Genomic DNA, 14804 nt, shown 5'->3' with positions numbered 1-14804 from the left:
TATGCTTCAAAATGGATCCGCGGGTCAGTGCGCTCCGACGATGCTAAGCGCTTTCCTGCCCTTGGGCAAAAACCGGTTGAAGTACCTTACCGCATCGAATACGGACAGCATCTCCTGATCTTCACCATGCTCGTCCAGCGCAATGAGAATGTCGCTCACGTTACGGGTGAGGAACCGCTTCTCCAACGTACGGATGAGCTCCTTGCCGATTCCCTTGCGGCGGTGAAGCGGATCAACGGCCAGGCGGTAATAATAGCCCTGGTTGTTGTCGATCGTGCCGATAATGACTCCCAGGAGGTCCTCGCCTTCCTCAGCCACCAGGACGAGCTCGCTGTCATAGGACAACTGGCGGGCGAGCGCATGGTTGGTTTCTTCGTAGCAGGCTTCGGTCAGGGCTTCAGCCAGCAGCCGGTTCACAACGAGATAATCCGACAGCCGAAACGAACGAATAATCATGAAGGTCTCTCCCCAGAAGAATTGAGATTCGGTACCTCCTATATATTACGACAAAATTGCGCAAATTACTTGCGTTTTGGGAGGAATTTTTAAAAATTCATTAACTTTTCACCGTATTCCTCCTGAAAGCGCTTAATATTAACCGCTTTCATCATTTGTCTCGCATTTGACTCTCGCGACGGTTCCGATGTTCGGTCCATCGGCGCACAGCCCAAGCGCAAAAGGCGCTTCCTCCATTATTAGGCATGTCCCGAAATGCGGCAACCCCTATTTTTAACCCCGACGACGCAGCTCCGGCATCCGTTCATACAGGTTGAGTTCGTGCTTTGCCCCGCCGATCCGGATTTCCGGGAAATCGGAGTCTTCCCGCTCTGGCTTGACTCTTTACAAGCTTGTCAATGATTTTTGCAACAGTCCGGCAAATTGTTTATAATAACGGTATGGATAGCTTTGATTCCAAATTTTACATATCAGGAGGAATTCGCAATGGCACATCAATTGCCCCCGCTGCCTTACCCGAACAACGCGCTTGAACCGCATTTCGATGAAAAGACCATGGAAATCCACCATGACCGCCACCACAACACGTACGTGACCAACCTGAACGCCGCTCTGGAAAGCGCGCCGGAGCTGCAGAATAAATCCGTCGAAGAGCTGATTGCCGATCTGGACGCCGTTCCGGAAGGCATCCGCACCGCCGTCCGCAACAACGGCGGCGGCCACGCCAACCACTCGTTCTTCTGGCAGATCCTCAGCCCGAACGGCGGCGGCGAACCGACCGGCCCCATCGCTCAGGCAATCGAATCCGAACTGGGCGGCTTCGCCAAGTTCAAGGAAGACTTCACCAAGGCCGCCACGACCCGCTTCGGCAGCGGCTGGGCTTGGCTCGTCGTCGACAAGGACGGCAAGCTTTCCGTCACCAGCACGCCGAACCAGGACTCGCCTCTGTCCGAAGGCAAGACCCCGATTCTCGGCCTGGACGTCTGGGAGCACGCCTACTACCTGAAGTACCAGAACAAGCGTCCGGATTACATCGGCGCCTTCTGGAACCTCATCAACTGGGACGAAGTCAACAAGCGCTACGCCGCTGCAAAATAAAGGCGCAAGCCAAGAGGAAAAGCGCGAACCGGAGCATCCCGGTTCGCGCTTTTTTTTGGCGTTCAATCAGAGATTGAGTTGCTCTTAAGGAGCGATAACGGTGGCTTAGTCTCCCGTTCTCCCCCTGCCGGACATCAAGTCGATGCGCCCGCATTCTCCTTGACGATGGCCTCGCTGTCGTCAAACCAAGCGGAGCCATTGTCGGTATCGAGCCACCAGCCGCTGCCGTCTCCGGCGCGCTTTAACGTGTAGCTGTGATCGGATACCGGGTCCTGCGTCGAGAACCAGCCGTCCGGCTGCCGCTCCAGATGGTACATCTCCCGGACGCTCACCTGCAGGCTGTCGCCGCCGTCCCACTGGATGCTGGACGGGTCAACCAGCACCTTGACCAGCTGGACGCGGTTCTCGGCCGGCTGGGTGATCTCCTTGCTTAAGCCGACCGCATAGGGCGAGGCCGGGTCGGCGGCCTTGAGCAGCGAAGGATCGCCGCTGTTGCGGGCCTCCGTCCACGACAGGGCGGCGCCGTAGGCCGCTTCCAGCGCCTGCTCCGCCATCTTGCCGTTCAGGAGCCCGTCCAGCTCCACACGTTGCGTCTGCGCGGCGTCGACGTCAAGCGACGCTTCCAGCTCGGTTCCCAGCACGTTCGCCTTCACCTGAAAAGACGACTTCGCGGGAGCGGGAGCCAGCTCCAGCTCTCCGTTCAGCGAAGAGACTTCTTTGCCGTTCAAGGTCACCGTGTATCCCTTGCCGCGCGGCAGTTCGACGGTGAGCGAGGTGCTCAACAGCTCGGCGGGACGGATCTCCGCCCCGGAGCCCTGCAGCAGACTCACCGTGTCCGCCACGGTTTCGCTGGCATAGTCGTTGCGGACGGTTCCCTCGAACCGGTAGATGGACGGCCACAGGCCGGAGATCCGGTTGTTCGCCGCCGCCGGGCCGCCTTCGGCCAGCTTCCCTTCCACCGTGATTCCTTCCGCTTGGACGATGGCGATCTCGCCCGGCTCGACCTGAAGCCGCCAGCGGGTTCCCCGCCAGGACTTTTCCGATTCGAAGGCCAGCACCGAATCCCCCGAAAAGAGCCGCTGCAGAGCGTTCGGCTGCATGTCCGCCTGATCCGCGGCTTCGGCCAAGAGGGTCTTGTATTTCTCTTTCACCTCGGGCTTGTCCAAGGTCTTGTCAAAAGCATCCAGGGCCTCCTGGTTCTTCAGCTCCTGCTGGCCGGGCGCGAGCAGCCGGGACAGCCCGGCGGCGTCGCCGGCTTCGACCGCGGCCTCGGCTTTGGCTTGCAGCGCTGGGGGACTCGACGGTCCATAGGTGAAATGGGCGAAGGCATAGCCGGCGCCCGCCAGCACCGCTGCTCCAAGGACGGAGGCGGCGAGAATGCGGATCTTTCGCGAGAGCGGTTGTCTCGGTTGTCTCGCCCGCGGCTCCTGCCGTTGGGCCGGAACCGGCGCCGGAGCCGCTGAGGAGGCTACCGGCTCCCCGCAGCTTCCGCAGTACCGGTCGCCGGGCGCTACCGGACCGCCGCAATGTGCGCAGAACATGGGGATTCTCCTCCTTCTAGAAGATGGCGCTGCCGAAATCGCGGATCAAGAGTTGGAAAGCGACGAGGCTGACGACGGTATACGCCCCGGCGAACACGGCGAGCGCCTGCCCCCGATTTTCCGCGGAGATCCCGAACCAATCCAACGCGCTCAGAACGGTCATGAGCAGGGTGTAGAGCAGGAAGGCGGCCACGATCACGAACGAGCCGGGCACCCAGAGGAAGGCCACAAGCGCCGCCAGGGCGAAGCCGGCCCCCGATTGAAGCTGCATCGCTCCCAAGTGGGTGAGCACCTCCTTGCCGCTTCGCTGGACGGAGCCCTTCCATTGGCCCACCGCCCAGAGCAGCAGAATGAGCGCGGCCAGCGAGAACAGGCCGAGCAGCAGCAGGTGCGAAGCGATCGGCAGTTTGCGAACTGTGCCGCCGACAATGTCCGAGAAGATTCCGTCCGCCGGTCCAAAAGAGCGGACAAGCTTGAATTTGAGCACGAGTCCCCACAGGAAAAACCCGATGATCGAGGCGGCAAGTCCCAGGATGCCGTAAATGGAATCCCGCGCCGGCTGCAGCGAAAAAGCGGCGAGCGGATCGCGCAGGATGGCGAGCAGCAGATTCGCATTCACATCCGGCCTTCTCCGGGCCTTCTCCCCTTGGTCCGTCCCGACCCAGACCGGTTGAGCGGCCTTGGCCGGACAATCGTGGACCGTTCCTTCCTCCAGCTTGGCGCCGCATTGCGTGCAATAAGCCACAATCCTTATCCTCCTTAGGCGGAACCTTGGAATTCCGCTTCTTCCTTGATCCCCCTTCTTTCGACAGATCTCCCGGAATTTCCTTCCTTGCCGTTGGTTGTATTGCGGCAAAAAGCCCTCCGCATCGGGAGGGCTGGAGGATGGAGCTGTGAGGGTTTGGTTATTTGCGCTTCGGGGCGGCGTCGCTCGGGGAAGGAGCCGGCGCGACGGTCCGATGATCGATCAGCTTCTCCAGGACAGGCGTCAGCTCGTCCTTCAGCTTCGCGATGAGCTGCTCCCGGCTCACGCCCTTCGACGCGGCGATCTCGGCCAGCGATTTGCCCGAAGCGAGCGACCGTTGCAGCTCCTCCGGGGTCATCCCGAGATCGGCGGCAAGCTCCGGCAACCGGGAGGCGAGCAGGCCCGGCGGCATGCCGTGGCGGCCCCGGTCTCTGCCGGAGAAAGCGGCTCCTTTGACATCCACGAGCCAGGGAAGCCGGCGATTCATCTGCTCTTTCATTCGATCGGCGGCTTCGCGGGTCAGCGTGCCGTTCTTCACCTCCTTGTCCAGGAGAGCGGCTGCCCGCCGGTTCAAGCCGGCGAGCAGTTGCTCGCGGCTCTTGCCCTTGGCCGCAGCGACGTCGGTCAAGCTCTTGCCGGCGTTCAGCTCCTTCATCAAGTCAGCCTTGCTTATGCCAAGCACTGCCGCGGCTTCCGCATAAATTCGTTCCGGGCCGAGTCCGGTGCGGGTATGTTTAGGCTGGCAAGACGATCCGGGCTGCGGCGGCGGGCTCGGGGTCACCTGCGCCGTCGGACTCGGCTTCGCCGCGCCGACCGCACCGGCTGCGCCGGCAGGTGCGGCAGACGCTGCCGCGAGGAGCACCGCCATGCCGCAGGCGATCCAGGCAGATAGGGGTGGTTTCATGGCTTTCCTTCCCTTCGGGGATTGAGAGTGGAGCTTCCGGCGGGAAGCTCCCGCTTAGGATGCCCCGCGGCGAAGGAAAAGATTACCGGATTACCGGTATCGGCGACTCCGTTCCTGCGATTCATCCCGTTCAGCCACTCAGTCCGCTGTTCTTCCGTCTCACTCGGGGCGGAAGGCTCCGATCAACCGGACAAACAGGTTGGGAAAGGCATACCGCTTCTCCTCTTCAGCTCCCATCCAGGCATACCCCGGCGGCAGCTCAGCGGGCGAGCCGTCCGCCAGACGGCAGCGGAACACCCGCATCTCCCAGCGCAGGTGGCTGAACGTATGCTCCGCGTCGGTCAGCCACGCTTCGGGAATCACCCGAAGTCCGTCGGCCTCGGCCAGCCCTAGGGCCAGCGCGGCGGCGGAAGCCGACGGGAAGCCGGCCGCTTCCGCCGAAACCGGAGGTATGGCAGGCACGGCTGCCGGGTCCCGGTTACCGTCCGGCAAGGCGACATGGGGGAGCTCCCAGAGCCCGGCGAGCAGTCCTTCCGCCGGACGGCGGCGGATCAGGAGCCGCCCGGCTCCGTCGGTAACAATAGCCGCTGCTCGGGCCTCCGGACGGGGCGGCTTCGCCTTCGACTTGACGGGCAGCTCGTCCACCCGTCCCTCCAGCCGAGCGCCGCAGCGCTCCATCACCGGGCAGATCAGGCATTGCGGCGATTTGGGGGTGCAGACGGTTGCGCCGAGTTCCATCAGCGCCTGGTTGAAGTCCCCGGCCGCTCCAGCCGGAATCAGCGACCGGGCGAGCTTTTCAATGGAGCTTCGGGCCGACGGCTTAGCGATATCCTCCTCGAGGAGGAAGAATCGCGACAGCACCCGCATCACATTGCCGTCCACCGCTGGCTCCGGGCGGTCGTAGGCGATACTGAGGATGGCGCCCGCCGTGTAGGGGCCGACTCCCTTCAAGGCCCGCACCGCTTCCGGCTCGTCGGGCACCACGCCGCCGTAGTCCTCCTTCACCTCGCGGACCGCCGCTTGAAGGTTGCGGGCCCGCGAGTAGTAGCCGAGCCCCTCCCAGGCCTTCAGCACCTGCTCCTCGGGTGCGTCCGCCAGGGCCTCGACGGTAGGAAACTGCTCCATAAACCGGTGATAATACGGGATCACCGTATCCACCCGGGTCTGCTGCAGCATGATTTCCGATACCCAGATGTGATAGGGGTCTTTGTTTCGCCGCCAGGGCAAATCCCGCTTGTGCCTCCGGTACCAGGCCAGGAGCTCGCGGGAATAGAACGCCTCGTCGGTCTCCCCATCCGCCTGAACGGCCCCGCTAATCTGGGTTCCGCTCGATTCGGTTCTGCCCGATTCGGTTCTGCCCGATTCGGTTCTGCTCGAATCGCCTCCCGCCCCATCCTTATCCGCCGCAGCGGCCGCTTCCGCCCCCTTTGCATGCTTATCTATCCACTCCGCCTCATGCGGCTGTCTGTTCTTCACCTTGTCGCTCCTTCCGGCCGTACCGACTCGCTTGAGACCACAATTCTGCTATAATAGGTCACGGCACCATTTCCATTATACCATCCGCACCAGGGGGTTTCGCCATGTCCGACTCCATCCGCTCTGCCTCCCCTCCCGCCGACCGTTCGGCCTCCTCTTCCATCGGCCGGTCCGCCGGCCGGTTCTGGCGATTCGTTGGTTTGTTATGGGGAGTCCAGTGGATTCTCGCCGCCGCCTTCCGCCAGTTGGAGCTGTTCGGCGCTTCTTCGCGGCTCGCTCCGCTGTCCTTCTATCTCGCGGCTGCGGCAACGCTTGCGGCTGCCGCGTTCTATGGGCAGGCTGCCCGACGCCGCCCCGCCGGAACCGACCGGCCAAATCCCGGACACCGGCTGACCGGACGGTTCGCGACGACCGGGACCGCCCTCGCGCTGACTGCCTTCGCCGCCGCGCTTCCGTTTTTCGTTCCCGCCGTAGGCTTGGTGGATTTCTATCGGGCGCTCGCGCTTGCGGCACTCTATCTCCTGCTCGGTGCGCACCGCTCCCGCCGGTTTACGGCGCTCGCCTGGTGGCTCATTCTGCTGACGCTGGCGGTTGCTCTGCTCTATCTAGGCTTCGCTCCGTTTGTGCTGGGCGTGCTCGGCGGCTGCAGCTTGATCGCCTGCGCCCTTGTCATCAATTTGTAACATAACGGTAATCTGTTTTTCAGGTTCAATTAAGGTTGAGCGGGTAATCTATAACTAGCCCCCCTAATGATATAGATTGGGAAATAAACCTTCCGGGTTGACCGCCGGAGGGTTTTTTCCTGTCCATCGGCAGAGATGCCACTCCAAGTGAGATGAACCGCTGGTTCAGCCCCAAAACCGTTCGGGTAATAGAGAATCAAACCCATGCGCGTTTTCGGGGGTTTACCATAGACGGGAGGCATTCGTTCGCATGAGCTACGAATTGATTGTGATTAAGCTGTGCGTCGGCTTCGCCGGGCTGTGGACGATTACGCGGCTGCTCGGCAAAAAGGAAATCGCCCAGCTTACCCCCTTCGACTTTATCTCCTCGCTCGTCTTGAGCGAGATTGTCGGCAACACCATCTATGATAAAGAGGTAACCCTTCTCCATCTGCTATTGGCGTTCGGAGTGTGGGCCGCCCTGTCTTTTTTGTTTGAGTTCCTGACGTTCCGCGTTAAACGGCTGCGCGGGCCGCTCGACGGGCGCCCTTCCGTCCTCATCCATAACGGTGTCATCGACCGCAAGGAAATGAACCGCAACAAGCTCGATTTCGAGCAGCTTCGCCTGCTGTTGCGCATGCAAAACGTCTTCTCGCTGCGCGAGGTGGCGTATGCCGTCTACGAGACCAACGGAAGCCTCACGGTGCTGAAAAAATCCGCCTTCGAATCGGTGGAGCGGCGTGATCTCAACCTGCCCGAGGAAGCCGTCGGCCTGCCGGTCGGCCTGATCGAAGACGGAGAAGTACAGCTTGACGAACTGAGCCGATGCGGAAAAGACCCCCAATGGCTGCTTGAGGAGCTGCACAAGAACGGATATAGCCGGCCGGAGGAAGTGTTGTATGCGGAATGGACGCCGGAGAATGGCCTCCATCTCTTGGCGGCGGATAAAGGCTGACCCGCGTGAGGCCTCCCCTTTAAGCAGACGGTTACTCTATTTCCCGTGTCTGCTTAAAGGGGAGTTTTCTCTTTTGGCCAAGAAGAGGGACCTGCCCATCCTAATGTGATATTTGTCATACTCATGACTTGACGTTTGTGACTGGTAGCGGCAGAGCATCCTGCCTTATCATTGAAGATATCCATTTCGAAACGACATCAGCGAGCCGCTTCAGCCAGGAGGGAATCAAGGATGGATCAAATGAAGATTGCCGATTTGAAAAAACACTCCATTCCGTTTGCGCGCACGAATACCGCAGCCAGCATTCGTCAGCTCTTCAACACCCTGCTGCCGTTCCTGCTGCTGTGGACGCTCGCCTATGCGAGCCTGTCGGTCTCCTACTGGCTGACGCTGCCGATAGCGATCCTTGCAGCCTGCTTTTTAGTCCGAACGTTTATTATTTTCCACGATTGCTGCCATCAGTCGTTTTTCCAAAGTCGTAAGGCGAACGATGTGCTGGGGAACCTTACCGGCGTACTTACGCATTTTCCCTATGAGCAATGGAAGAACGCCCACAACATTCATCACGCCACAAGCGGCAATCTCGATAAACGGGGCGTCGGCGATATGTGGATCATGACCGTGGATGAATACCTCGCTTCTCCGCCGCTGCGCAAACTGGCCTACCGCTTGTACCGCAATCCGTTTGTCATGCTGGTGCTGGGCCCTCTGCTGGTGTTTATGATTTCCAACCGCATGAACCGCACAGGGGCAAAGCGACGGGAGAAGCTGAATACGCATCTGATAAACGCAGGAATTCTCGCTTTATACGCGGGATTGGTTGCCTTATTCGGATGGAAAAGCGTGCTGCTTGTGCAAGCCCCCATCCTTTGGGTTGCAGGAATGATGGGAATTTGGTTATTCTACGTTCAGCACCAGTTCGAGGACTCTTACTTCGAGAATGACGATAAGTGGAGCTTCGTGAAGGCCGCAGTGGAAGGTAGCTCCTATTATCAGCTTCCAAGGCCGCTGCAATGGATAACCGGCAACATCGGCTTTCATCACGTGCATCACCTCAACCCGAAAGTGCCGAATTACAATCTGGAGAAGACTCATCTGGCGATTCCGCCGCTTCAGAAAGCCATGACCATCACCCTTCGCAGCAGCCTGCGCTCGCTTCGGTTCCGGTTGTGGGATGAGAATGCGAAGACCTTTATCAGCTTTCGCGAAGGGAGAGCGACTCGCAAGAAGCTCGCTGCGAAGCAAGTTATCCCGATTAACGGCGGAAAGGCCGCTAACGGGGCTAGATGATTCTGAAGCACGAGTAGCCTCCGAAAAGGTGGAACCGCATGCAAAAGTGGCGTTTGAATCTGCACGAGACGACCGGACTCAACCCTTTTATATGGGCCATCCTGTTCATTCTGCCCTTCTACTATATCTTTCGCACTTCATCCAGGGCCCATATCGCGGTGGGAATCGCTCTGATTCTCCTGTTCTTCGTCTCCTATGTGCTGGTCTTCGTTACCAAAGGGTGGAAGGTCTATGTTTGGTCAGGCGTACAGATTGCCATCTCGATCGCCATGACCGTCCTATTCGGATTCGTGTACTTCTCGTTATTGCTCGCCTTCGTGATCGGCAACATTATGAGCAAGACGGGCTTCATTACGCTATATGTCATTCACCTTACCGTAACGATCGTGACGATCGAATATGCGATTCTCGTCCACAACCCGATGGTGGTCAATCAATTGCCCTTTGTCATCATTTGTTTGATCATGGTCATCCTGCTTCCCATCTCCAACTACAACCGCAACAAGAACGAGCAGCTGCAAGGCCGGCTGGACGACGCAAACAAACGCATCTCCGAATTGGTGAAGCTCGAAGAACGCCAGCGGATCGCAAGGGATCTGCACGATACGCTGGGCCAGCAGCTTTCCCTGATCGGACTTAAGAGCGACCTTGCCATAAAATTGATGGCCAAAAGTCCCTCGCAATCGATCGTGGAGATGGAGGAAGTCCGGCAAACGGCGAGAAATGCCATGAAGGAAGTACGGGAGATCGTGATGCAGATGCGCGGCGCGAAGCTGGCGGAAGAACTGTCCCGAATCGAACAGATTCTGAAGACGGCGCGCATCGAACTGGTGGTCGAAGGGGACCTCGAGCCAATGAGCTTATCCCTGATGAACGAGACCGTCCTCTGCATGTGTCTAAAGGAGGCGGTCACCAATCTCGTTAAGCACAGCGCAGCTTCCGTCTGTACCATCTCGATCCGGCCGGACCCCCTGGCCTTGGTTGCCACTGTCGACGACAACGGGATCGGCATAACCCGGCATGGGTTATTCTCCAAAGGCAGCGGCCTCAAAGGGATGAAGGAACGGCTCGAATTCATCAACGGGAGCCTGGAGTTAGGCGAAGGACCCGGCACCTTGCTGGTGATGAAAGTGCCCCATACCCATCCGAGAGAGAAGGCTTGAACATGATTCGAATCCTCATTGCGGAAGACCAGCGAATGATCCTCGGCGCCCTCGCTGCTCTGCTGGATCTGGAAGAGGATATGACCGTCGTCGCGAAAGCGAGCAACGGGGAAGATGCCGTCAAGCTGGCGCGTCTTCATCGTCCGGACGTCTGTATCTTCGATATCGAAATGCCGCTCAAGGACGGATTGGAAGCAGCCGAGGAGCTTGCCTCGCTCTCGCTGGATTGCAAAGTCGTCATCCTCACGACGTTCGCCCGGGCGGGTTACTTCGAACGAGCCATTAAAGCCGGCGTGCATGGCTACTTGCTTAAAGACAGTCCCAGCGAGGAGCTTGCGAGTTCCATCCGCCTTATCGTAGGCGGTCGGCGTCTCTATGCGCCTGAATTGATGGACGAGGCCTACGGCGAGGAGAACCCCCTTACCGAGCGGGAGAAGGCCGTGCTGCTGCTTGTTGCCGAAGGCAAAAGCACGAAAGAGATTTCAGAGGAGTTATTTATTACCCCAGGAACGATTCGGAACTATATCTCCGTTATTCTGGGCAAGCTCCGGGTCGGCAACCGAGTCGAAGCGATCAAACAGTCCAAGGAAAAGGGCTGGTTCAAGTGAGGGGCTGGGGCGCGACGAACCGCCTCCGGAGGACAACTCAAAACCACCTTCAAGCTTCTCCCTTTCGGGAATAGCATGAAGGTGGTTTTCTTTTCGGACTCCTTCGGATTAGCATCCGGCGACGGGCCAGGCCCTGACCGGCATCACCGCAACGGCGGATGGCCGGGTTCCTCGCCGGCGGCTAAGCTGCTCGGAAGCGCTGCGTCAGAATGCATTCCCGGAGTGCCTCGTCCCCAACCGCCCGTCAGCGAAGCTGGCGCTTGACCGCCCGCTCCCATTCGGCGTACAGCCGCTCGCGGCGTTCCGCCTCCATGGCCGGACGGAACCGCTCCCGCTCCGTCCACAGTCGCTTCAGCTCGCCGCGTCCGCTCCATAATCCGACCTGCAGGCCGGCCAGGTAGGCCGCTCCGAGCGCGGTGGTTTCCGGCTCCTCCGGCAGGCTGACGGCACGGCCCAGAATATCCGCCTGGAACTGCATCAGGAAGCGGTTCCTGACCATCCCGCCATCCGCTCTCAGCTCGCTTAAGGGGATGCCCGATTCGCTCTCCATCGCCCGAATTACATCGGCGGTCTGGTAGGCCACCGCCTCGAGGGCGGCGCGGACGATATGCTCCCTGCGCGTGCCGCGCGAAATGCCGGTGATCATTCCCCGGGCATCGGGATTCCAATAAGGCGTTCCAAGTCCGTTGAACGCCGGAACGAAGTACACGCCGTCGGTGTCCGGCACAGACAGGGCCAGTGCTTCCGTCTCGGACGCCTCCCGGATCAGCGACAGGCCGTCGCGCAGCCATTGAACGACGGCCCCGGCCGTGAAGACGCTGCCCTCCAGGGCGTATTCGATCCGCCCTTCCGCTTGCCAGGCGACGGTCGTCAGCAGCCCGTGCTTGGAGGCGCAAGGCCGCTCGCCCGTGTTCATCAAGAGGAAGCAGCCCGTTCCGTACGTGTTCTTCAGCATGCCCTCCTCGTGGCAGGCTTGGCCGAACAGGGCGGCTTGCTGGTCGCCGGCCGCTCCGGCGATCGGCGCGCCTTCGCATTCGGGAATTCCTTCGACCCGGCCGAAGTCGGCCGAGGACGGTCTGACCTCGGGCAGCATGGCCCGGGGCACGCCGAACAGGCGGCACAGCTCCTCATCCCAGTCGAGCCGGTGAATATTGAACAGCATCGTGCGCGACGCGTTGCTGACATCGGTCGCATGCACTTTCCCGCCGGTCAGGTTCCAGATCAGCCAACTGTCGACCGTTCCGAACAAGGCGTCGCCCTTCTCCGCCTTCTCCCGCAGTCCGGGCACCTCGCGGAGCAACCAGGCCAGCTTCGTCGCGGAAAAATACGGATCAATGACAAGCCCCGACCTGGACCGGATCTCGTCCTCCATGCCGTCCGCCTTGAGCCGCGCGCAATCCTCTGCGGTCCGCCGGCACTGCCAGACGATCGCCGGATGCAGCGGCCGGCCGGTCTGCCGGTCCCAGACGATCACCGTCTCCCGCTGGTTGGTGATGCCGATCGCTTCGATCCGGCCATCCGCCCGTTGCGCCGCTTCCCGCATCACCACGCGCTGGATGCGCCAGATCTCCGCGGCGTCCTGCTCCACCCAGCCGCTTCTCGGGTAAGACGCGGCATATTCGCGCTGGGCCGTGCTGACAGCACGGCCGCCGTGGTCGAATAGAATCGCCCGGCAGCTGCTCGTGCCCTGATCCAAGGCAAGGATATAATGCGGCTCCTTCATGGGCGCATCCCTCCATCTTCTTGCGGCAGGCGTTCCACGACCGCGAAAGCGCCCGCCAGGGTCCCCGTATGGGTGATGCTCACGTGGACCGACACCGCCTGCCCTTCGAGGCCGAGCCGCCTCAGCGCCTCGGCCGAAATCCCGCAGGACGGGCGCCCTTTGCCGTCGGCCGTCACCCGAATGTCGTGAAAGCCGAGCAGCGCGCCGATGCCGCAGCCGAAGGCCTTGGAGACCGCTTCCTTCACGGCGAACCGGCCGGCCGCGAACTCCGCCGCCCGAATACGACCGGCCGGATCGGCCGAGCGGTGCCTGCGCTCCAGCTCCGTCCGTTCCTCTTCGGTCAGAATTTTGGCCAGAAACCGCTTCCCGGTTGGTCTATCCAGAATTCCTTCCATCCGTGCGATCTCCGTCAAATCCGTGCCGATTCCGATAATCACCCGACAACCACCCGTTCCTTTCGCTTGATAGACGGCTCTTTCATTCCGTCCATTTCGAAGTCTAGGACTCTCATTTCTTAAAGAGATCGATGTAGCAGAACACCCCGTCCACCGAGCTGTCGTAGCCGATGCTCCGGATCGAGCTCAGGGGGATAAAATGCCAGCTTCCGCCCTCGCCCTTGTCCTTAAAAGTCAGGACCTTCTGCTCGCCGTCAAAGGCGGTAACCATGCCGTGCAGCTCGTTGCCGCTCGCCCCAACCGTCACCAAGGCTCGCTCGTCGATCAGCTTGCGTATGAGATCGGTAAACGTCATATCGATCATCCCGCTCGTCTCCCTCCAGCCGGATTCTGCGAAGGCCGCTTGTCCGCTTGTTCCGCATTCCGCGCCCTTCCGCCGTTCCATTATATCAAAAAACAGCGCCGCAAGTCCGTCGGCCCCGCCTCTCCCGCCGGGCGAAGCTCGGAATAGGAAAAGCCGGACCCTCGGGGGCCCGGCTCTTCCGTACTTCGCATCCTGCGTTCAGCTGCAGTAGGTCTGAAACGCTGCCGTCAGATCGCCCGCGATCATCTCGGCGCTGCGGTCCTCGATCCGGTGACGGGGAATGAAATGCACCAGCTTGCCGTCCTTGAACAGCGCGATCGACGGCGAGGACGGCGGGTATTCGGCCAGGAATTGCTCCCGCGCGGCGGCGGTCGCTTCCTTGTCCTGTCCGGCGAATACGGTATACAGCCGGTCCGGCTTCGCTTCTCCCTCCAGGGCAAGGGCCACGCCGGGGCGGCACTGGCCGGCGGCGCAGCCGCAGACCGAATTGATGACGAGCAGCGCCGTGCCTTCTTCGTTCCCCAGCTTGTCGGCGACCTCTTCCGGAGTGCGCAGCTCTTCGATGCCGATCCGCGTCAGCTCGTCGCGCATGGGTTGAACCGTATCCCGCATGTATCGATCAAAGGACATGACCATGTTACATCCGCTCCTTATCATAAAAAGAATCATCTGTCTGTGATCTATTATACACATCATAGCTCGATTCGAAAAGAAAGACACGACCATTCATGTGGTCACCCAGGCAAAAAAGCCGGCGCGCTGTCGCTGCCGGCTTTGTTTTCCGTTCCCGTGCTGCCTTGCCGTCCGATTACTCTTGGACGCGGTTGGCGTTATCCGAACGGTTCTCCGTGTTCGCAACGGAAGCCGTCGATTTATTCGTCTTCTGCTGCTTGCGGTTCTGCTCCTTGTTCTTTGCCATGGTTCCCACTCCTTTCCGTGGAATGGCTATAGCTTAACTCGCGGAAACGGGACTTATGCATGCGGCCTGCTAGAGGTGAATGCCCGCGTCGAGGCGGTCGTAATCGTCGCCCGAAGGATCGAACCCCTCCCGTTCCGAATAGGCTCCGTCCGTTGCCGCGACCGGATGCAAGTAGCCTTCCGGCAGGTCCTCGGTCACCGTGTGGGCGGGAATGGCCAGCTCCGCATTGCCTTCCGCCTCGGCCAGGCCATACGCCTCATGGAATGCCGCCCGCTCGGATACGGGCATCCCCCGGTTGGCGGAGTCGTGCGGCAGATCGAGCGTGCCGCCGAAGGATTCCGCAATCTCCAGGGCGCTCGTAAGGTCACCCCGGGTGAAATCGATCCGCAGGACGGGCTTCACCCGGAAGCCCAGCTCGATCAGGGTATCCATGGCCAGCTTGGCCGAGCCGGAATCCTCGAACCGGAAATCGATGATGGTCATATCGCTGCCTCCTTGAACGCAA

General features: G+C 60.5%; 16 protein-coding genes. 6 read left to right on the top strand and 10 right to left on the bottom strand.

The window, feature by feature from the left end; all coding sequences use genetic code 11:
• Positions 1-24 precede the first annotated feature (24 nt).
• Positions 25-456, bottom strand: a complete 432-nt coding sequence (locus ACSEXS_RS01040; protein WP_438431330.1) for a GNAT family N-acetyltransferase — start codon at positions 454-456, stop codon at positions 25-27.
• A gap of 486 nt (positions 457-942) precedes the next feature.
• Between ACSEXS_RS01040 and ACSEXS_RS01035 the strand changes: the two genes are divergently transcribed.
• A complete protein-coding gene (locus ACSEXS_RS01035) occupies positions 943-1554 on the top strand; it encodes a superoxide dismutase (RefSeq protein ID WP_438431329.1) in 612 nt (203 codons plus the stop codon).
• A 134-nt stretch (positions 1555-1688) separates the two neighbouring features.
• On the opposite strand, the gene ACSEXS_RS01030 is transcribed toward ACSEXS_RS01035, so the two are convergent.
• The 4 genes from ACSEXS_RS01030 to mutY all read right to left on the bottom strand — a co-directional run bounded on the left by ACSEXS_RS01030 (position 1689) and on the right by mutY (position 6061).
• Entirely contained in the window at positions 1689-3095 is a 1407-nt protein-coding gene (locus ACSEXS_RS01030) for a zinc ribbon domain-containing protein (RefSeq protein WP_438431328.1), read from the bottom strand.
• Between the two features lie 16 nt (positions 3096-3111).
• Positions 3112-3840, bottom strand: a complete 729-nt coding sequence (locus ACSEXS_RS01025) for a hypothetical protein (RefSeq protein ID WP_438431327.1) — start codon at positions 3838-3840, stop codon at positions 3112-3114.
• Positions 3841-4000: 160 nt separating this feature from the next.
• Positions 4001-4744: a hypothetical protein gene (locus ACSEXS_RS01020; RefSeq protein WP_438431326.1), complete on the bottom strand. Its 744-nt coding sequence runs from the start codon at positions 4742-4744 to the stop codon at positions 4001-4003.
• Between the two features lie 159 nt (positions 4745-4903).
• On the bottom strand, positions 4904-6061 hold the full coding sequence (gene mutY / locus ACSEXS_RS01015) for an A/G-specific adenine glycosylase (RefSeq protein WP_438433053.1): 1158 nt from the start codon (positions 6059-6061) through the stop codon (positions 4904-4906).
• A gap of 263 nt (positions 6062-6324) precedes the next feature.
• Between mutY and ACSEXS_RS01010 the strand changes: the two genes are divergently transcribed.
• From ACSEXS_RS01010 to ACSEXS_RS00990, 5 genes are all read left to right on the top strand, one after another.
• Positions 6325-6903 (top strand): hypothetical protein, encoded by a 579-nt coding sequence (locus ACSEXS_RS01010; RefSeq protein ID WP_438431325.1) that lies wholly within the window; start codon positions 6325-6327, stop codon positions 6901-6903.
• 250 nt (positions 6904-7153) lie between these two features.
• Positions 7154-7837, top strand: coding sequence for a YetF domain-containing protein (locus ACSEXS_RS01005; RefSeq protein ID WP_438431324.1), 684 nt, complete (start codon positions 7154-7156; stop codon positions 7835-7837).
• Between the two features lie 231 nt (positions 7838-8068).
• Entirely contained in the window at positions 8069-9127 is a 1059-nt protein-coding gene (desA, locus tag ACSEXS_RS01000; protein WP_438431323.1) for a Delta(5) desaturase DesA, read from the top strand.
• Positions 9128-9165: 38 nt separating this feature from the next.
• Positions 9166-10290, top strand: coding sequence for a sensor histidine kinase (locus tag ACSEXS_RS00995; RefSeq protein WP_438431322.1), 1125 nt, complete (start codon positions 9166-9168; stop codon positions 10288-10290).
• A 2-nt stretch (positions 10291-10292) separates the two neighbouring features.
• Positions 10293-10898, top strand: a complete 606-nt coding sequence (locus tag ACSEXS_RS00990; protein WP_438431321.1) for a response regulator — start codon at positions 10293-10295, stop codon at positions 10896-10898.
• 244 nt (positions 10899-11142) lie between these two features.
• On the opposite strand, the gene glpK is transcribed toward ACSEXS_RS00990, so the two are convergent.
• The 5 genes from glpK to ACSEXS_RS00965 form a co-directional block, all read right to left on the bottom strand.
• Positions 11143-12621, bottom strand: coding sequence for a glycerol kinase GlpK (gene glpK / locus ACSEXS_RS00985; RefSeq protein WP_438431320.1), 1479 nt, complete (start codon positions 12619-12621; stop codon positions 11143-11145).
• Complete coding sequence (gene acpS / locus ACSEXS_RS00980) at positions 12618-13058, bottom strand: holo-ACP synthase (protein ID WP_438431319.1); 441 nt, start codon at positions 13056-13058, stop codon at positions 12618-12620. The genes glpK and acpS overlap by 4 nt, the downstream gene beginning before the upstream one ends.
• 70 nt (positions 13059-13128) lie before the next feature.
• Entirely contained in the window at positions 13129-13380 is a 252-nt protein-coding gene (locus ACSEXS_RS00975; RefSeq protein WP_438431318.1) for a hypothetical protein, read from the bottom strand.
• A gap of 198 nt (positions 13381-13578) precedes the next feature.
• Positions 13579-14016, bottom strand: a complete 438-nt coding sequence (locus ACSEXS_RS00970; RefSeq protein ID WP_438431317.1) for a BrxA/BrxB family bacilliredoxin — start codon at positions 14014-14016, stop codon at positions 13579-13581.
• Positions 14017-14368: 352 nt separating this feature from the next.
• Positions 14369-14782: a hypothetical protein gene (locus tag ACSEXS_RS00965; RefSeq protein WP_438431316.1), complete on the bottom strand. Its 414-nt coding sequence runs from the start codon at positions 14780-14782 to the stop codon at positions 14369-14371.
• Positions 14783-14804 lie beyond the last annotated feature (22 nt).

Origin of the sequence: Gorillibacterium terrae (genome assembly GCF_051594785.1) — a bacterium.
Taxonomy (GTDB): Bacteria; Bacillota; Bacilli; order Paenibacillales; family NBRC-103111; genus Gorillibacterium.
This window is presented reverse-complemented; position numbering and strand designations above follow the sequence as displayed.